The 18,947-nt window shown below is 68.4% G+C and carries 15 protein-coding genes; 5 read left to right on the forward strand and 10 right to left on the reverse strand.

Translation table 11 applies throughout. The annotated features are described in order from the left end of the window. Positions 1-4: 4 nt before the first annotated feature. The 8 genes from HUK65_RS10280 to HUK65_RS10315 form a co-directional block, all read right to left on the reverse strand. On the reverse strand, positions 5-835 hold the full coding sequence (locus HUK65_RS10280) for an ABC transporter permease (RefSeq protein WP_179906079.1): 831 nt from the start codon (positions 833-835) through the stop codon (positions 5-7). Position 836: 1 nt separating this feature from the next. Beyond that, positions 837-1,781: an ABC transporter permease gene (locus tag HUK65_RS10285; RefSeq protein WP_179906080.1), complete on the reverse strand. Its 945-nt coding sequence runs from the start codon at positions 1,779-1,781 to the stop codon at positions 837-839. 70 nt (positions 1,782-1,851) lie between these two features. Further along, positions 1,852-3,372: an ABC transporter substrate-binding protein gene (locus tag HUK65_RS10290; RefSeq protein ID WP_179906081.1), complete on the reverse strand. Its 1,521-nt coding sequence runs from the start codon at positions 3,370-3,372 to the stop codon at positions 1,852-1,854. 87 nt (positions 3,373-3,459) lie between these two features. Continuing rightward, complete coding sequence (locus HUK65_RS10295) at positions 3,460-4,431, reverse strand: ABC transporter ATP-binding protein (protein WP_179906082.1); 972 nt, start codon at positions 4,429-4,431, stop codon at positions 3,460-3,462. Then, positions 4,428-5,474 (reverse strand): ABC transporter ATP-binding protein, encoded by a 1,047-nt coding sequence (locus HUK65_RS10300; protein ID WP_235441888.1) that lies wholly within the window; start codon positions 5,472-5,474, stop codon positions 4,428-4,430. Before HUK65_RS10300 ends, HUK65_RS10295 begins: the two co-directional genes overlap by 4 nt. Positions 5,475-5,729: 255 nt before the next feature. Further along, positions 5,730-6,689, reverse strand: coding sequence for an acetamidase/formamidase family protein (locus HUK65_RS10305; protein WP_179906084.1), 960 nt, complete (start codon positions 6,687-6,689; stop codon positions 5,730-5,732). Positions 6,690-6,720: 31 nt separating this feature from the next. After that, complete coding sequence (locus HUK65_RS10310) at positions 6,721-7,356, reverse strand: ANTAR domain-containing response regulator (RefSeq protein WP_179906085.1); 636 nt, start codon at positions 7,354-7,356, stop codon at positions 6,721-6,723. Further along, positions 7,353-8,462 (reverse strand): transporter substrate-binding protein, encoded by a 1,110-nt coding sequence (locus HUK65_RS10315; RefSeq protein WP_179906086.1) that lies wholly within the window; start codon positions 8,460-8,462, stop codon positions 7,353-7,355. Before HUK65_RS10315 ends, HUK65_RS10310 begins: the two co-directional genes overlap by 4 nt. Positions 8,463-8,746: 284 nt before the next feature. Here HUK65_RS10315 and HUK65_RS10320 point away from each other — a divergent pair, with 284 nt between their 5' ends. The 3 genes from HUK65_RS10320 (at position 8,747) to tdh (ending at position 11,620) form a co-directional block, all read left to right on the forward strand. Further along, a complete protein-coding gene (locus tag HUK65_RS10320) occupies positions 8,747-9,325 on the forward strand; it encodes a helix-turn-helix domain-containing protein (RefSeq protein ID WP_179906087.1) in 579 nt (192 codons plus the stop codon). An 85-nt stretch (positions 9,326-9,410) separates the two neighbouring features. Beyond that, the gene (locus HUK65_RS10325) at positions 9,411-10,598 is read left to right on the forward strand and encodes a glycine C-acetyltransferase (protein WP_179906088.1); all 1,188 of its coding nucleotides are present in this window, start codon (positions 9,411-9,413) and stop codon (positions 10,596-10,598) included. Continuing rightward, the gene (tdh, locus tag HUK65_RS10330) at positions 10,595-11,620 is read left to right on the forward strand and encodes an L-threonine 3-dehydrogenase (protein WP_179906089.1); all 1,026 of its coding nucleotides are present in this window, start codon (positions 10,595-10,597) and stop codon (positions 11,618-11,620) included. Before HUK65_RS10325 ends, tdh begins: the two co-directional genes overlap by 4 nt. A gap of 607 nt (positions 11,621-12,227) precedes the next feature. On the opposite strand, the gene HUK65_RS10335 is transcribed toward tdh, so the two are convergent. Further along, positions 12,228-14,591 carry a 1-deoxy-D-xylulose-5-phosphate synthase N-terminal domain-containing protein gene (locus tag HUK65_RS10335; protein WP_179906090.1) on the reverse strand — a complete coding sequence of 788 codons (2,364 nt, stop codon included), beginning with the start codon at positions 14,589-14,591 and terminating at the stop codon, positions 12,228-12,230. A gap of 197 nt (positions 14,592-14,788) precedes the next feature. Here HUK65_RS10335 and HUK65_RS10340 point away from each other — a divergent pair, with 197 nt between their 5' ends. Further along, a complete protein-coding gene (locus tag HUK65_RS10340; protein WP_179906091.1) occupies positions 14,789-15,622 on the forward strand; it encodes a BKACE family enzyme in 834 nt (277 codons plus the stop codon). 20 nt (positions 15,623-15,642) lie between these two features. Here HUK65_RS10340 and HUK65_RS10345 read toward each other — a convergent pair whose 3' ends face one another. Beyond that, on the reverse strand, positions 15,643-16,146 hold the full coding sequence (locus tag HUK65_RS10345; RefSeq protein WP_179906092.1) for a flavin reductase family protein: 504 nt from the start codon (positions 16,144-16,146) through the stop codon (positions 15,643-15,645). Between the two features lie 281 nt (positions 16,147-16,427). On the opposite strand from HUK65_RS10345, the gene HUK65_RS10350 reads away from it, so the two are divergent. Continuing rightward, on the forward strand, positions 16,428-18,653 hold the full coding sequence (locus HUK65_RS10350) for a DEAD/DEAH box helicase (protein WP_179906097.1): 2,226 nt from the start codon (positions 16,428-16,430) through the stop codon (positions 18,651-18,653). The last annotated feature ends 294 nt before the right edge of the window (positions 18,654-18,947 follow it).

The following is an 18,947-nucleotide window of genomic DNA, read 5'->3' on the forward strand; positions in this document are numbered from 1 at the left end:
CCGCTCAGCGGTTGCGGGGGTCCAGCACGTCACGCAGCGCATCGCCGAACAGGTTGATCCCCAGCACCGCCACAAAGATCGCCAGCCCCGGCCAGAACGAGATCAGGGGCGCCTCGGACATGTAATTGGTGCCGATGCGCAGCATGGACCCCCAACTGGGCGTCGGCGGCTGCACGCCCAGTCCCAGAAAGCTCAGCGCGCTTTCCACCAGGATCGCCGTGGCCATGCTGACCGACATCTGGATCACCAGCGGGCTGGCGATATTGGGCAGCACATGCTTGACCATGATCCCCAGATGGCGGTTGCCCAGGGCGCGCGCGGCCTCGACATATTCGGTTTCGCGCACGGACAGGGTCTGCGCCCGGGCCAACCGGATGAAGATCGGCGAATAGACGATGCCGATGGCGATCATCGCGGTATAGAGGCTGGGCCCCATCACCGCCGTCATCGCCAGCGCCAGCACGATCACCGGAAAGGCCATCATCGCATCCGTCAGGCGCATGACCACATATTCATCCAGCGGCCCCCGGAAATACCCGGAAACCAGCCCGATCGGCACACCGATCCCCGCGGCCAGCAGCACCGCGATCAGCCCCGCCTGCAGCGACGCGCGCGCGCCATAGATCAACCGGCTGAGGATATCGCGCCCCAGCTCATCCGTGCCCAGCAGGTAGACATCGCCGGGGGGTTGCAGGATGGCCATGAAATCCGGGCGGGTGGGGTCATGGGGCGCGATCTGGGGGGCAAAGATCGCCACCACCACCAGCGCGGTGACGATCAGCAGGCCAAGCGCCCCCAGCGGGCGGCGCAGCATTCGACGCAGGACGCGGGCCATCTCAGCGCTCCTTGATGCGGGGGTCGAGGATGAAATACAGGATATCGGTCACCAGATTGATGACGATCACCGCCACGGCAAAGATCAGCACCAGGCTTTGCATCATGGTCAGGTCCAGCCGCAGCACCGAATTGAAGATCAGCCGCCCGAAGCCCGGCAACCCGAAGATGGTGTCGATCACCACCACATTGCCCAGCAGCGCGGCGAATTCCACGCTCAGGATCGTCACCAGCGGGATCAGCGAGGTCCGCAGCCCGTGGCGCAGGATCACCGCCCGCGCGGTCAGCCCCTTGGCCCGTGCGGTGCGCACATAGTCGGATTTCATCACCTCGATCATGGAGGAGCGCACCAGCCGCATGAAGATCCCCGCCGGGCGCAGGCCCAGGGCAATCGCGGGCATGATGGAATGCAGGAAGCTTTGCCAGGGGTCCACGCTGAAACGCACGAAGCCCGAGGACGGCAGCCACCCCAGCCAGAGTGAAAAGACGTACAGCAGCAGCACCGCCACCCAGAAACCGGGCAGCGAAATGCAGGTCAGGCCGATGAAGGTGGCCACCCCGTCGCCCAGCCGTCCCGGGCTGGTGGCCGCGATCACGCCCGCGGGCACGCCGATCACCAACCCCACCAGCAGGGCCAGCGCCGTGATCTGCAGCGTCACCGGCAGCGCGTTGAGGATCGCGCGCGACACGGGGCTGTTGTCCACCATGGACCGCCCCAGATCACCGGTCATCACATTGCCCAGCCAGGACAGGTACTGCATATGCAGCGGCTGGTTCAGGCCCAGCCTTTCGCGCACGGCGGCCAGCGCCTCGGGGGTGGCCTCCTGGCCCAGGATCATCCGCGCGGGATCGCCCGGCAGCACCTGCATCACCAGAAACACCCCGATGGTGATCAGGAACAGAATGGGGATCATGCCCAGCATGCGGCGCAGGACGAAAAAGACCACGGTGTGGACCTCCTGTTGAAAAGGGGCGCCGCGGCGGATCGGCCGCCGCGGTGCAGGCCGTCAGGCGGCGTTACTCCGCCAGCCAGACATCCTCGAAGCGCATCATCGAATCGGGGATGTGGCGATAGCCCTGCAGATCGGTGCGGAAGGCCTTCATCTCCTGCAGGTGGTAGGTGAAGATATAGGGGAAGTCGGTGTTGAAGACCTCCAGCGCCTCGCGATACAGCGCGCGGCGTTCGTCCTGATCGACGGCGGCGCGGGCTTCATCCAGCAGGCGGTCCATCTCTTCGCTGCTGTAGTGGCTGAAGTTCACCCCGCCATCGGTGTGGAACCACGGATGCGCGCTCAGATCCGGGTCATTGCGCGGGCTCAGTTCGATCTGCGCGGCGGCGTAGTTCGCCTCGCCCATGCGCGACAGGATGGTGCCGAATTCCACCTGCTGCAGCTGGATGTCGATGCCGACCTCGGAGCACATGGCGGCATAGATCGAGGCCACGCGGATGCTTTCATCATCCGGCGTGATCAGCAGCGGGAAGGAGAACCCATCCGGCACGCCCGCCGCCTCCAGCATCTCGCGCGAAAGGTCCAGATCGCGGTGCGGGGCCTCATCGGGGCTGTCCACCACCCAGGTCGCGGGCGAGAACGGGCCAACGGCGGGCACCGCAGCCTCGCCGAACACGGTATCCACCACCACGCGCCGGTCGATACAGGCCGAAACGGCGGCGCGGCGTTCGGGGGTTCCCAGTTCCTCGGACTGGGTGTTGACCCAGATGCCGCGGAAGCCCAGGCCGCCGACGATGCTGAGCTCGATATCGGGGTTGTCCTGCACGCGCGAGACCGCGCGCCCCGGCACCGTGTTGATGATGTGGATCGACCCGGTTTCCAGATTCACGATCCGCGATTCCGCATCGACGAACGGACGATAGATCACCTGATCCAGATAGGGCAGCCCGTCCTTGAAGTAATCGTCAAAGCGGTCCAGCACCACGCGGTCATCGCGGATGCGTTCGACAAAGCGGAAGGGGCCTGCGCCCACCAGCACCTGGCCGAAATCGGCGCCATGCTCTTCGACAGCGGCGGGCGAGACCATCATCCCCGACCAGCTGGCCATCGCTGGCAGAAAGGCGCCAAAGGGCTGGCTGAGGCGCACGGTCACCTGCAGCGGGCCATCCACCGTCACCTCTTCGACAAAAGCCAGCTCGCCCGCGCGGGCCGATCCGAAATCGCGGTCCATCATGCGTGCGAAGTTGAAGGCCACGGCCTCGGCATCCAACGCGGTGCCGTCGTGGAAGGTCACGCCTTCGCGCAGGTAGAAGGTGTATTCGGTGCCCTCCTCGCTGACCTCCCAGCGTTCGGCCAGTTCGGGCTGGATCTGCAGCTCGTCATCGACCTCGACCAGGGTGGCAAAGATATTGTGCAGCACCGTGCGCGAGGCGTTGGAGCTGGTCAGATGGGGGTCAAGTTCAGGCGGGTCATCGGCCAGGCCAACCTGCAGGGTGCCCCCGCGCACGGGTTCGGCCCAGAGATCCCCGGGCGCGGCCATGGCGGTGCCGATGACCGCGGCGGTGGACAGCATCAACAATCGTTTCATGGTGGTTTCCTCACTGTCGGGTCGGTTCTTCGTTCAGGTTGGACGGGCCCGGGCGCCGACCCCTTGCGCCCCGGCCTTGTGGCGTCATCAACCTCGTTTGATGCAGGCGACCCGGTGTCCGGGGCCGATCTCGCGCAGTTCGGGCACGGTGGCGGCGCAGTCCGGCCCGGCGATGGGGCAGCGGGTGCGGAACACGCAGCCCGAAGGCGGCGCCACCGGTGACGGGGTTTCCCCCTTCAGCAACACGCGCTGGCCCCGCGCGCCGGGAACGGGGACGGGGGCGGCGGACAGCAGCGCCTCGGTATAGGGGTGGGTTGGCCGGGCATAGAGGTCACGCGCGTCGGCAATCTCCATGATCCGGCCCAGATACATCACCGCCACCCGGTCCGACAGGTATTCGACCACGCTCAGGTCATGGCCGATGAACACCATGGTCAGGCCCAGATCGGCGCGCAGGTCCTGCAACAGGTTCAGGACCTGCGCCTGAATGGACACATCCAGCGCCGAGACCGGCTCATCGGCCAGGATGAAATCAGGCTCCACCGCCAGGGCGCGGGCGATGCCGATGCGCTGGCGCTGGCCGCCGGAGAACTCATGCGGGTAGCGGGTCATGTGCTCGCGGCTCAGGCCCACGCGCTCCAGCAGGGCGGCCACGCGGTCCCGCCGGTCCTGCGTGCCCTCGCCGATGCCGTGCAGCTTCATGCCTTCGGCGATGATCCGGCCTACGCTCATGCGCGGGTTCAGGCTGGCGAAAGGGTCCTGGAATATGATCTGCATCCGCCGCCGCGTGGCGCGCAGCTCGGCGGCGTTGAGCGCCAGCAGGTCGGTCCCGTCGAATTCCACCTGGCCCGAGGTCGGCTCGATCAGCCGCAGGATCGACCGCCCCGCCGTGGTCTTGCCGGACCCGCTTTCCCCCACCAGGCTGAGGATCTGGCCGCGCTGAAGGTCGAAACCCAGCCCGTCCACGGCGCGCACGATCTTCTTGCGCGAAAACGGCGTGGCGCCGCGCACGGGGAAATGGGTGCGCAGATCGCGCACGGACAGCAGCGGCGCGCTCATGTCCGGGCCTCCTGGGTTGCGACATCGCGCCAGCGGGCGCAGCGGACCTGATGGCCGGGGGCGGCGCTGTCCAGCGGCGGCGCGGCGGTGGTGCACAGCCCCTCGCGCATATGGGTGCAGCGGGGGTGAAAGCGGCAGCCCTGCGGCAGGGCGCGGGGGCTGGGGATATTGCCGGGAATGGCGCGCAGCCGCGGCGCCGCCCCCGCCGCCAGGGCCGAGGCCCCCGGGCGCGGCGTGGACCCCAGAAGCCCGATCGTATAGGGCATCCGCGGCTGGGCAAAGAGCGCCTCGACCGGGGCTTCCTCGACCATCTGGCCGGCATACATGACCAGCACCCGGTCGGCGATTTCGGCCACCACGCCCAGATCATGGGTGATGAACAGGATCGCCATGCCGGTCTCGGCCTGCAGGCGGCGCAGCAATTCCAGGATCTGGGCCTGAATGGTCACGTCCAGCCCGGTGGTGGGTTCATCGGCGATCAGCACGCGCGGGTCACAGGCCAGCGCGATGGCGATCATCACCCGCTGGCGCATCCCGCCCGAAAGCTGATGCGGATAGGCGCGCGCGCGCAGTTTGGGCTCGGGGATGCCCACCTGCTCCAGCAGCTCCACGGCGCGGGCGCGGGCGGCGCGGCGGCTGATGTCACGGTGGGTCAGGATCGCCTCGGCGATCTGGTCGCCGACGGTATAGACCGGGGTCAGGCTGGTCATCGGTTCCTGAAAGATCATGCCGATGTCATTGCCGCGCACCCTCTGCATCCGGCGTTCGGAGATGCCCACCAGGTCCTTGCCGTCCAGCTTGATGCTGCCCCCCGCCACGCGCCCGATCCGCGCGGGCAACAGCCCCATCACCGACAGGCTGGTGACCGATTTGCCGGACCCGCTTTCGCCCACAACCGCCAGCGTCTGGCCCGCGTGCAGATCGAAGCTGACGCCATCGACGGCGCGCAGGCGCCCTTCGTCGGTGGTGAATTCGGTCACCAGATCGCGCACCTGCAGCACAGGCGCTGTCTTGGCAGAAGGGGGCAAGGCGCGGTCCGTCATCATCCATCCATTCCTGGGCCGTCCGATCCCTGGCTGCGCCGTCCCGCGGGCAGCGCGCAAACGCAAAAGCCCCCGTTCCGTGCCGCCGGGAAACAGGGCGGACAGAACGAGGGCTTGAATGCCGGGTCGGATTGCTCCGATATTTCGATCATCATTCCGCAGCCGGGCCAGCAAGGTCAAGAAGGAAATCGCAGGCGCCGGCAGGGGCAGAGGTGAAGCGCCCGTTTTTCGGGCGCTCCGCCAGGTCAGGGGCGCTTATTCGAAGACGCAGCGCGGGAAGTAGAAGGACACGATCCAGTTGGGCTGGTCCACGATCTCCGAAATCCGCAGATCACCGCAGGTGGAGACCAGCATATAGGCATCCACCGCCGCCATCTGCCGCGTGGCGCACAGGAAATCGATCATGCCCGAAACCGCATCGCGCGCGGCGGCCATCAGGTCCGGGCCGATCCCGGTGGTGACCTCATAGCCCTTGGCATCCAGATGGCGTGTGACGGGGCCGGGCGTGGTGAAGCGCGGCATCTTCAGGTTGGCGCCCTTTACCAGATCGACGGTCAGCACCACATCCATGGGGCTTTCGATGGCGGTGCCGCAGACCTCGCCATCGCCCTGGGCGGCATGGGTGTCACCGACCGAAAACAGCGCGCCCGCCACCTCGACCGGCAGGTAAAGCGTGGTGCCCGCCGAAAGGTCGCGGATATCCATGTTGCCGCCCACCCGCCGGGGCGGGACCACCGAATGGTTGCCCGCTTCGGCCAGCGCATTGCCGATGGTCCCGGCAAAGGGTTTCAGCGGCACGCGCCCCTCGGTGCCGAAAAGCGCGGGCGCCATGGTGTTGTGATCGTATTTCCAGACTGTCAGCGCCGGGTCGGTGAACTGATCGGCCAGCAGGCCGAAGCCGGGGATATTGGCGGTCCAGCCGAACCCGGCGCCGTTGCGCGGCTGCGGGGTGAAGCTGTCCAGCGTGATCTTCAGCGCGTCGCCCGGTTCGGCCCCTTCGACCCAGACCGGCCCGGATACGGGGTTGATCTTCGAGAAATCCAGCGCCTTGACATCGTCAACCGTGGAGTCCGGCCCCAACTGCCCGGCCGAGCTGTCCTTGCAATGAAACAGGATCGTCTGGCCCGGTTCGGCGCGCAGCACCGGGGCGATGGATTTGTCCCAGCCGAAATGATGCTGGGCGGCGTGGATGGTATGGTCACAGGCTCTGCACATGGAGTCCTCTTTCGTGGTTGGTCCGGGCCGCTCAGCGGCGGCAATTGCGGGCGGCGGCGGCGGCGTCTTCGGCCGGGTCGCGGCCATGGGCGACGATCCGCTCGGCGGCATCCTCGATCGGCACGCGCCAGACCATGGCCAGCTGGCGCAGACGGTTATAGGCGTGGCCTTCGCCATATTCATGCAGGCCCAGCAGCGCCACCGCCTGCACGATGGTCTGGCGCGCGCCCAGCCGCTGCTCCAGCCCCGCGATCCGCCCGTTGAGCGCGGCGCGCTCATCGAACACCTGCCGCGCGATCAGCAGCGCGCTGTAGACGCCGCCATCCCCCACGGGTTTGAGGATCTGCCCGCAGGCGCCCTGCGCCATGGCCCAGGCCACGCGGCCCGGCGCCTCGGACCCGATCAGCGCGATCAGCGGCATCGGCGCGGCGCCGCGGGCCCAGGGGAATTGCTCATCATGGCCCATGTCGGCATCGAAAAAGACGTAATCGGCCGTGGCGGCGGCGGCGGGCAGGTCCGGCCAGCAATCGGACACCTGCAGGCCGATCTTGGCCAGTTGCCGCGCAAGCGCATCCAGCGTGGGGTTGGGCCGGTGCAGGATCACCGCGCGCTTGCCGCCCAGATCAGGGACCAGGGGGCGGCGCGGGGTCTGTGGCGCCCGGGTCATGGCCGCACCACGCGCAGACGGGAAGCGCCCTCCCGGCGCAGATGGCTGCGCGCCAGATAGGGGTCGGGGGCGATATCGGCAGTGGCCGAGATCACCTGGAACCGACCCCCGCGCAGTTGCGCCACCAGCCCCGGCTGGGTCATGTGATGGGTGGACCGGTCAATCCCCGCCGCCGCATCGCTGGCCAGCAGCGCCGAAAGTTCCAGATGCTCGGCCCCGGGGCGGTGGGCCAGCAGCCGCGCCAGCGCCCGCACCGCGCGAAAGGCCGCCCCCTCCATCGAGGATGCAAACCCACCCGGCGGTTGCCCGCTCCAGGCGGCGGGGCCGGTATAGCCCGCGAAATGCGGCCCGGCCGAGATCACCCCCTCGGCCGCCGCGCCCATGGCCTGCAACTCGCATTCGGTCAGGTTGCAGGACAGGATGGGGCAGCGCTCCGGCGCAAAGGCGCGATCGCGCGCGGCCAGCGCCGCCATCCCCGCCATGAACGCATAGGAGGACGGCCCCACCAGCGAATTGAGCACGAATTGCGGCCGCGCCGCCGCGATTTCCGCCACCAGCCGGTCCACATCGGTATCGCCCAGCGGCAGGTAGCGTTCGGACAGCACCGTGCCCCCGGCCTCGGCGATCAGGTCATGGGCGATGCGGCTCATCTCCCACCCCCAGATGTAGTTGGAGCTGACCAGACTGGCGCGCGCGCCATGGCGCGGCAGCACCCAGTCGAACAGCGGGATCAGGTGCTGGTTGGGGCAGGCATGGGTATAGACAACACGGTCCGAGGCCTCATACCCCTCATAGGGGCAGGGATACCACAGCGCCCCGCCCGCCCGATCCAGCGCCGGGATGACTTCCTTGCGGCTCCAGGATGTGGTTGTGCCGATCACATGGCGCGCGCCGGTTTCGCGCAGGATTTCGGTGCAAAGCGGCCCGTAGTGGTCCACATTCCCCTGCGGGTCACGCTCCACCGGCTGCAGGGTGATGTCCAGCGCCGGGTCGGTGTTCACCGCGTCGATCCCCCGCAACGCCCCGGCCCGCCCGGCCTGCGAAATGGGGGCATAGACGCCGGATTGCGAAAACAGCAGCCCGATTTCGATCACCCGTCGCGCCATGGTTGCCCTGTCCCCTGCGGTTACCGCATCCGATTGCCGCGCGCGTCACGCAAAAAGCCCCGACTGCAAACCGGGGTGTTCCGGTCTGCCGTCAGGGCCTGCATGCCGCGTACGATTTGGATGCAGTATTCCAGCCAGACCGCCCCCGGTCAAGCCACAGTTCCACCCTGCCCCCATCCCGGCCCTGCCAGGTGCCACCAGGTGCCGCATTTCCGGGCGGCCCCGCCCTGCCCCACGCCGCTGCGGGCATTGACACCGCGCGCGGCTGTGCCAAAGCTGATCCCATGCCCGCCGATCCCGCCCCTGACAGCGCCGACCAGATCCTCAGCCGCCTGCCCGCACGCCTGAAAGAGGCCCGCCAGCGGCAAGGCCTGTCGCTGGATGCGGTGGCGAAGCTCTCGGGCGTCAGCCGCTCCATGGTCAGCCAGATCGAACGGGGCGAATCCTCGCCCACGGTGGCGACGCTGTGGAACCTGACCCGCGCCTTGCAGGTGGATTTCGCCGGGCTGCTGGACGGTCCAAAGGCGCCGCACATCCAGGTCATCACCGCCGAACAGGCCCCGCGCATCGCCGGGCACGGCCAGGGCTGCCGGATCACCATCCTGTCCCCCCCCGAAGCGGTGGGCGTGCTGGAGGTCTATGACATAACCCTTGACCCCGGCGGCGTGCTGGACAGCGACCCCCACACCCCCGGCACGCGTGAGGCGCTGACCGTGCTGGAGGGCGCCGTGACCCTGCGCGCGGGCCATGACGAAACCGGCCTGGGCACCGGCGACACCGCCCATTACCAGGCCGACCAGCCGCACCGGATCGCCGCCGCCAACGGCCCGGCCCGGGTCTTTCTGATCGTTGCGTCGCAATAGCGGATATATTTCCGCTTTGGCGCATACGGGATGTTGACACGTGATCCGCTTTGACGGACAAGCCGCCGAAATACCGGAGAACCCCATGCCTGCACCCTTTCTGGACCATATCCGCGCCACCCTTGATGAGATCCGCGCCGACGGGTTGTTCAAGCATGAACGCCAGATCACCTCGGCCCAGGGCGCGCGGGTCGAGATGGAGGGGCGCCGCGTCATCAACCTCTGCGCCAACAACTACCTGGGCCTGGCCGATCACCCCGCGCTGGTCGATGCCGCCACCCGCGCGATGCAGGACCACGGGTTCGGGCTGGCCTCGGTCCGGTTCATCTGCGGCACCCAAGATCTGCACCGCCAGCTGGAAACCCGGCTGGCGCAGTATCTGGGCACCGAGGACAGCATCCTCTTTGCCGCCTGTTTCGATGCCAATGGCGCGCTGTTCGAACCGCTGCTGGGGCCGCAGGATGCCGTGATCTCGGACGCGCTGAACCATGCCAGCATCATCGACGGGATCCGCCTGTCCAAGGCCCGGCGCTTCCGCTTCGCCAATTCCGACATGGACGATCTGGAGGCGCAGTTGCAGGCGGCGCGGCAGGGCGGCGCGCGCCATGTGATGATCGCCACCGACGGGGTGTTCTCCATGGACGGGTATCTGGCGAAGCTGCCGGAAATCCGCGCCCTGGCCGACCGCTACGACGCGCTGGTGATGGTCGATGACTGCCACGCTACGGGATTCATGGGGCCGCAGGGGCGCGGCACTCCGGCGCATTTCGGCGTGCGGGCGGATATCCTGACCGGCACTCTGGGCAAGGCGCTTGGCGGCGCGCTGGGGGGCTATGTGGCCGGGCCGCAGCCGGTGGTGGACCTGCTGCGCCAGCGCGCCCGGCCCTATCTGTTCTCCAACGCCCTGCCCCCGGCGATCACCGCTGCGGGGCTGGCCGCGCTGGACCTGGTGGAAGCCGCCGATGACCTGCGCGCGGCGCTGTTTGACAATGCCGCCCATTGGCGCGCGGGGCTGGCGGATGCGGGCTTCACCCTGCTGCCCGGCGACCACCCCATCATCCCGGTGATGACCCATGATGCCCACCGCGCGCAGGCCATGGCGGCGCGGCTCTTTGACCTCGGCGTGCATGTGGCGAGCTTCTTCTATCCGGTGGTGCCGAAGGGGCAGGCCCGCATCCGCACCCAGATGAACGCGCGGCTGACCCGCGATGACCTTGACGAGGCCCTGGCCGCCTTCACCCGCGCGGGCCGCGAAACCGGAGTGCTGCCATGAAGGCCCTGCAGAAATCCCGCCCCGAACCCGGCCTGTGGCAGATCGAGGCCCCGGTGCCCGAAATCAGCCCCGATGAGGTGCTGATCCGCGTGCGCAAGACCGGCATCTGCGGCACTGATATCCATATCTGGAACTGGGATGACTGGGCGGCCCGCACCGTCCCCGTGCCCCTGATCACCGGCCATGAATTCGCAGGCGAGATCGTGGCGCTGGGGCGCAATGTCACCGGGCTGGAGGTCGGGCAGCGCTGCTCGGGCGAGGGGCATCTGATCGGCCATGACAGCCGCCAGTCCCGCGCGGGCAAGTTCCACCTGGACCCCGAAACCCGCGGCATCGGTGTCAACGAACCCGGCGCCTTTGCCGAATACCTGGCGCTGCCGGCCTTCAACGTGGTCCCCCTGCCCGATGCCATCGATGATGAGATCGGCGCCATCCTGGACCCGCTGGGCAATGCGGTGCACACGGCGCTGTCCTTCGATCTGGTGGGCGAGGATGTGCTGATCACCGGCGCCGGGCCAATCGGGATCATGGCGGCGGCGGTGGCCCGCCATGTGGGCGCGCGCCATGTGGTGATCACCGATGTGAACCCCGCCCGGCTGGATCTGGCCACGCAGGTGGCCGATGTGGTGCCGGTGAACGTGGCGCAGGAGGATCTGGCCGCCGTAAAATCCCGCCTGCGGATGCGCGAGGGGTTCGACGTGGGGCTGGAGATGTCCGGCAACCAGACGGCGCTGGATCAGATGGTGGAGAACCTGGTCATGGGCGGGCGCATCGCCCTGCTGGGCATCCCGCCGGGCAAGTCGCCGGTGGACTGGTCGCGGATCGTGTTCAAGGCGATCACCATCAAGGGCGTCTACGGGCGCGAGATCTTCGAGACCTGGTACAAGATGATCGCCATGCTTGAAAACGGCCTGAACGTGCGCCCGGTCATCACCCACCGCTTCGCCGCCCAGGATTTCGCCCGCGGGTTCGAGGTCATGGCCAGCGGGCAATCGGGCAAGGTGGTGCTGGACTGGGGCTGAGACGCGGCCTTCCCGCGTGACCGCCCTTTGCACCCGCACCGCAACGGGTGGCAGGTCCGGTGATTCGCCCTGGTGGGCTGCCGAAAAAGATCGGGCAGCGCCCGTCAGGAAAACTGTTCCTGTTCCTGCATCGAACCCCGGCGCAAAGGGACGCGCGCGACCCTGGGTGGGCGCGTCCCGGGCTGGTCGCCCGGGACAGGGCTTGTGGAAAGCGTACCGAGGAACAGTTTCCCGGTCCCTTGCCCGAACATTCGGAGGCGGGTGACTTTTTCAGAGGCCTGTTAGTGCTCGCCACCTGACACAAGATACCCTATGATTGCTTGGAGCCCTGAGCGGTCGCTCCCCGGCGCGGAATCAAGGGCGTCAGCCCGCCGCGCCTCGCCGGGCCGCCCCCCGGCACGGCGACTTGGCTGCCACAACTGCATAGCCTGGAAGTTTTACGGATCTGGCTGCCATGAAGCACGATAGCTCACGGCACGGATCGCCGCACCGAGGCCCGACGCAGCGCGGCTTCGCGCCCAATGACCAACGGCAGAAAGGTCCGCACACCCCCCCCTTCACGACAGCATTGCATGGGGCGCGGGAGCCTTTCGTCAGGGGGCGAACTCTAGCGAAAGGCCGCGCCTTCGGTCAGCCGTGCGATGGATTCCAGCAGCGATGCGCGGTCGATGCGGAAATGGCGGTAAAGCTCTGCGATGGTGCCGGTCTGGCCGAAATGTTCCACCCCATGGGCGATGGTCCGGTGCCCGGCCACCGATCCCAGCCAGCCCAGCGTCGCCGGGTGCCCGTCGATCACCGTGACCAGCGCCGCTTCGCGCGGAAGCTCTGCCAGCAGGCGCTCGATATGGGATTGCGCCGCCGGATTGCCGCGCGCGCGTTCGCGCTGCGCCGCCGTCCAGCCCGCGTTCAGCCGGTCGGCCGAGGTGACGGCCAGCACGCCGACATCGCGCCGGTGTTCGGCGGCCAGCCCGGCGGCGGCGATCGCCTCATCGGCCACCGCCCCCTGATAGGCGATCACGACCGAGGCATTCGGCCCCGGCCTGCGCAGCCAGTAGGCCCCGTCGATGGCCCCCTGCCGAAAGGCGTCATCGGCGCGTTTGCCGGGCTGTTCCAGCGGCTTGGTGGTCAGCCGCAGATAGACCGAGCCGCCGGTTTCATCGCGCAGCCAGGTGCGCTCATCCGGGTCCCCCTCGCCATCGCGCTGCAGATAGTCGAACGCCCATTCCAGGATCACCGCCAGTTCATCGGCGAATGCAGGCTCGAAACTCGCCAGCCCGTCCTGCGCCATGCCGGTCAGCGGCGTGCCGATGGACTGATGCGCGCCGCCCTCGGGCGCCAGCGTCACGCCCGAAGGGGTGCCCACGATGATGAAGCGCGCATCCTGATAGCAGGCGTAGTTCAGCGCATCGAGGCCGCGATGCACGAACGGGTCATAAACCGTGCCGATGGGGATCAGCCGCCTGCCCCAGAGGCTGTGCGCCAGCCCCGCCGCGCCCAGCAGCAGGAACAGGTTCATCTCGGCGATGCCCAGTTCGATATGCTGGCCCTTTGGCGAAAACTCCCATTTCGCGGTGGAGGGGATGCGGTGTTCGATGAAGGCATCGGGCAGCGCGGTGCGCGCGAACAGCTTGCGCCGGTTGACCCAGGGGCCCAGCCCGGTGGTCCCGGTGACATCCGGCGAGGTGGTGAGGATGCGCGCGGCCAGATCACTGTCGCCGCGCGCCAGCCCGTCCAGCATCTTGCCAAAGGCCATCTGGGTCGAAATCTCACGGTCGGTGGAGAATTCGATCGCCGGGACCGGCAGGCGGGCATCGGTGTAGCGGCGGGGCGCGCGGGCAAAGAACGGCACGCGGGTCAGGAAATCGCGCAGGGCGTTGGGGTCCGGGACGGCGGCGAAGGGCTCCCACTCCTGCCCCTCGGGCACGCCCATATGCGCCTGCCATTCGGCCATCTGCGCGCGGGTCATCAGCCCGCCGTGGTTGTCCTTGTGCCCGGCAATCGGCGTGCCCCAGCCCTTGATCGTATAGGCCAGAAAGCAGGTGGGGCGGTCATGGTCGATGGCGGCGAAGGTATCGGCCATGGTCTGCACGCAATTGCCGCCCAGGTTCTCCATCAGCGCGGCCAGTTCGGCGTCCGACCGGCGGTCGATCAGCGCGCTTACCGCCCCCTGATCGCCCAGATCCTCCATCAGGCGCCGCCGCCAGACCGCGCCGCCCTGATAGGTCAGCGCCGAATATTCCGCATTGGGGCAGCGGTCGATCCAGTCGCGCAGGGCGCCGCCCCCCGGTTCGGCAAAGGCCGCGCGTTGCAGGGCGCCGTGCTTGATGCGCACCACATCCCAGCCGAAGGCGTCAAAGATCTTCTCCACCCGTTCGAACAGCCCTTCGCGCACGATCCCGTCCAGCGACTGGCGGTTGTAATCCACGATCCACCAGCAGTTGCGCAACTCGTTCTTCCAGCCCTCCTGCAGGGCCTCGTAGATGTTGCCCTCATCCAGTTCGGCATCGCCCACCAGCGCCACCATGCGCCCCTGCGGGATGTCGGCGCCCCAGGGTTTGGCGGCCAGATAGTCCTGCACCATGGAGGCAAACGAAGTGATCGCCACCCCCAGCCCGACCGACCCGGTAGAGAAATCCACATCGCCCGCGTCCTTGGTCCGCGAGGGGTAGCTTTGCACGCCCCCCAGCCCGCGAAACGCCTCCATCCTCTCGCGGGTCTGCTGGCCCATCAGATACTGGATGGCGTGGAACACCGGCCCGGCATGGGGTTTGACCGCCACCCGGTCCTGTGGCCGCAGGGCGCTGAAATAAAGCGCCGTCAGGATCGACACCATCGAGGCCGAGGACGCCTGATGCCCGCCCAGCTTGATGGCATCGGCCTTGGGGCGGATGTGGTTGGCACGGTGGATCATCCAGTGCGACAGCCAGAGCAGCCGCTGTTCGATGGTTTTCAGATGGGTCGCTTTGGTCATGGCGGGCCTCCCTGGCGCAAGTCCTACCCCGGGCGAGGGCTGCGGGCAATTCGCTTGCAGCCCCCGCCACAATCGCCCTATTCCTGAGGCATCAAGCCCCCTTTGCCGCGCATGGCCGCAGCCAGGGGGCGGCGCCCGGCCCGCGGCTTCATGCCCGGCGGGGCACTGTCGCGCAAGAACTGCAAGGAACATGACCGATGACCAACCCCTGTATCATCGCCGTGGCGATCACCGGATCGGTGCCCACCAAAGCTGACAACCCGGCGGTGCCGGTGACCGTGGCGGAACAGGTCGAAAGCACCCAGGCCGCCTTCGAGGCCGGGGCCAGCATTGCCCATTGCCATGTGCGCGATGACGCCGGCGCCCCCACATCGGACCCGGACCGCTTTGCCCGGCTGAAGGAGGGGCTGGAAAAGCACTGCCCCGGCATGATCATCCAGTTTTCCACCGGCGGGCGTTCGGGGGCGGGGCGCGCGCGCGGCGGGATGCTGCCGCTGCGCCCGGACATGGCCTCGCTTTCGGTGGGGTCGAACAACTTTCCCACCCGCGTCTATGAAAACCCGCCCGATCTGGTGGACTGGCTGGCCGCCGAGATGATCGCCCATGAGGTGATGCCGGAGATCGAGGCCTTTGACCTGTCCCATGTCATCCAGGCCGCACGGATGGCCGAGGACGGGCGGCTGAAGCGGCCGCTTTATGTGCAGTTTGTCATGGGGGTGAAGAATGCCATGATCGCCGATGAGCGTATCCTGGACATCTATATCGAAACCCTGAACCGCTTTGCCCCCGATGCGCTCTGGTGCGCCGCCGGGATCGGCCCCAACCAGATCCGGGTGAACGAATGGGCCATTGCCCGCGGCGGCCATACCCGCACCGGGCTGGAGGACAACATCCGCCTGGACCGCAGCACGCTGGCGCCGTCAAACGCCGCGCTGGTCGCGCGCACGGTGGAGCTGTGCGAAAAGCACGCCCGCCCGGTGGCCACATGGCAGCAGGCGCGGGACATTCTGGGGCTGCGCGCGGTTGCGTGAGGGGGAGGCTCTGGAGGGCTTCAGCCCTCCAGCCCCACGGCGCGGCGATAGGCGCGGCCACCGTACAGCAGCGTTTCGGGCTGGTCGGACAGGTGCACGGCCTGCACCCGGCCCAGAATGATGTAATGCGTTTCCCACAACAGCGCGGTCGCCAGCTGGCATTCAAAGGCCGCCGTGGCCCCGGCCAGCAGCGGTTGCGCGAATGTGCCGGGGGTCCAGTCGGCGCGGTCGAACCGGGTGGCCCGGTCGCCCTGGTCCAGCCGCCCGGCAAAGAGGTTGGCAACCTGCTGCTGGCTCTGGTGCAGAAGATTGGCGCAGAAGGCCCGGTTCTTCAGGATCGCCACCGCGGCGGGGCTTTCGTGGTGGATACAGGCCAACAGCGCCGGCGCGTCGCCATCGGCGGAAACAGAAGTCAACGAGGACACCGTCACCCCCGCCCGCCCGCCATCGCCATCGGTGGTGGCCACGGTGACGAAGGTGGCCGCGCGGCTCATGCCTTCGATGAATGATGCGCGCAGGTCCATGGGGCTCTCCGGGGGTGGTTGCGGTGGGCGGGCGCGCGGGCGCCTTGCCCCTATCTATCCCCCAGGGCGCCCGCGGCAAAGGCCGGGGCGGCAGAATCTGCGCGCGCGCCCTGAAGCCGCACCCCGGGTGATCCGGCCCCCCTGCGCCGATCATCCTTTGGCGCGCAACGGCGCTGCGTCCGACATCCCCCTGCATCAGGACACGAATCACCGTATACTTTCCGCCCCGGCCCGGTTACACGGGCGCCTCTTGCCTGATCTCTCCCATGGATACCCCCCACATGATCCCTCCCCTGTCCGAAGCGCTTGCGCAGCGCGGTTTCGGAACGCTCACCCCCGTGCAACAGGCGGTCATCGCCCCCGAACTGGCCGGGCGCGACCTGCTGGTCTCGGCGCAGACCGGCTCGGGCAAGACGGTGGGCTTTGGCCTGGCCATCGCCCCTACCCTGCTGGACGAGGATATTGCCTTTGGCCCCGCCGCCGCCCCGCTGGGGCTGGTGGTCGCCCCCACGCGCGAACTGGCGCTGCAGGTGATGCGCGAACTGACCTGGCTTTATGCACAGACCGGGGCGGTGGTGGTGTCCTGCGTTGGCGGCATGGACATCCGCACCGAACGGCGCGCGCTGGAGCGTGGCGCGCATCTGGTGGTCGGCACGCCGGGGCGGCTGCGTGACCATATCGAACGCGGCGCGCTGGACCTGGGCGCCATCCGCGCGCTGGTCCTGGACGAGGCCGACGAGATGCTGGACATGGGCTTCCGCGAGGATCTGGAATTCATGCTGGCCGAGGCCCCGGCCACCCGCCGCACGCTGCTCTTCTCGGCCACCGTTCCGCCCACGATCGCCCGGCTGGCGCAGCAATACCAGCATGATGCGCAGCGCGTGACCACCACCGCCCCCGCCGAACAACATGCCGATATCGCCTATCATGCGGTGCGGGTGGCGGCGTCGGATGTGGACAATGCCGTGTTCAACCTGCTGCGGTTTCATGAAGATGACAGCGCCATCGTCTTTGCCAACACCCGCGCGGCGGTGAACCATCTGACCGCGCGGCTGGCCAATCGCGGGCTGTCGGTGGTGACGCTTTCGGGCGAACTCAGCCAGAGCGAACGCACCCATGCGCTGCAGGCCATGCGCGACGGGCGCGCGCGGGTTTGCGTGGCCACCGATGTGGCGGCGCGCGGGATCGACCTGCCGCGGCTGAACATCGTGATCCATGCGGACCTGCCCAACAACACCGAAAGCCTGCTGCACCGCTCGGGGCGGACGGGGCGCGCGGGGCGCAAGGGGATTTCGGCGCTGATCGTGCCGCCGCGCTCGGTCAAGCGGGCGGAGCAGTTGCTGCGATGGGCGAAGATCAGCGCCGACTGGGTGGATGCCCCCTCGGTCGAGGATATCCTGCGCCGCGATGAGGACCGCCTGCTGGCCGATCCCGCCTGGACCGAACCGCCGACCGAGGACCAGGCGGCCTTTGCCGAACGCCTGCTGGCGCTGCACCCGCCCCGGGCCATTGCCGCGGCGCTGCTGCGGCTGCATCAGGCCCGCCATGCCGCGCCAGAGGAACTGCTGCCCCCTGACACCGCCGCGCCCCGGCGCGAACGCAAACCCTTTGGCCCCAGCCGCTGGGTGGCGCTGTCGGTGGGCCGCGCCCAGCGGGCCGAGCCGCGCTGGCTGCTGCCGCTGCTGTGCCGGGCGGGCAATCTGGACCGCACCGCCATTGGCGCCATCCGCGTGCAGGAGGGCGAAACCCATGTAGAGCTGGCCGAAGCCGCAGTGCCCGGTTTCCAGCAGGCCCTTGGCCCCGGCGGCACATTGGAAGAAGGCATCACCGCGCGGCTGCTGGACGGCGCCCCCGAGGTCCCCCCCGCCCCGCGGGCCGCGCGCTGGACCCGCCCTGCCCCGGCCTCCGACACCACACCTCCTGTCCCCGCGGGGACAGAGCCCCCCCCTGCCCCGCCCGTCAGCACCCCGGCGCCCCCTGCCCCGCCCCCGGAGCCGCGCAAGCCCCAGCCGCGCAAGCCCCGCGCCGACAGCGCACCCAAACCTGCCCCCCGCCCCGAAGGCACCGGTACACCCCACCGCAAAGGCCCCGGGGCCAAACCCCGGACGGAGGCGCGCAGCAAGCCCGGTGACGGCCCAGCCGACAGACCGGACGGCAAGCCCGCCGGAAAACACCCGCGCAAGCACGGCCCCAAACCCGCCGGAAAACCCAGCGGGAAGCCCCCAGGAAAGCCCCCAGGAAAGCCGACTGGCAAACCCGGGCGCAAACCCCATGCCGGAGCCGATGCCCCCGCAGCCCGGGCGCGCGGCAACCCCGCCGATGTCTCGGCCCGCTACACCCCGCCGGGCAAACCCGCCGCCCCCCCGCGCCGACCCGGCCCGGGCAAGGACAGTGCAGGCAAGAGCGGCGCGGGCAAGGGCGGTGCGGGCAAACCCTCCACACGCGGTGCGGGGCCACGCGGCAAGGGCGGCAACGAACCCCCACGCCGGGGCAAGCGCCCCGACTGATCCGGCCCCGCAGCGCCATCAAGGACGGGCCTGCATCAGGGAATTGCCATAAGCTATTGAAAAATAATGTTTTTCTCTGGGCTCCCCACCCTACCTCTGACACAGAAAAAAGCCGCTGTCCCCGCGGGGACAGCGGTTTCTCGCATGGTTCCGCCCCTGCAAACACGGCCCTTAACAGGTTGCTGAAAAAGTCGCCCGCCTCCGAAGCTTCAGGCATGGGACCGGGAAACTGTTCCTCGGCATGCTTTCCACAAGCCCTGTCCCGGGCGACCAGCCCGGGACGCGCCCGACCCT

The sequence above is a fragment of the Rhabdonatronobacter sediminivivens genome (assembly GCF_013415485.1).
In the GTDB taxonomy this organism is placed as follows: domain Bacteria; phylum Pseudomonadota; class Alphaproteobacteria; order Rhodobacterales; family Rhodobacteraceae; genus Rhabdonatronobacter; species Rhabdonatronobacter sediminivivens.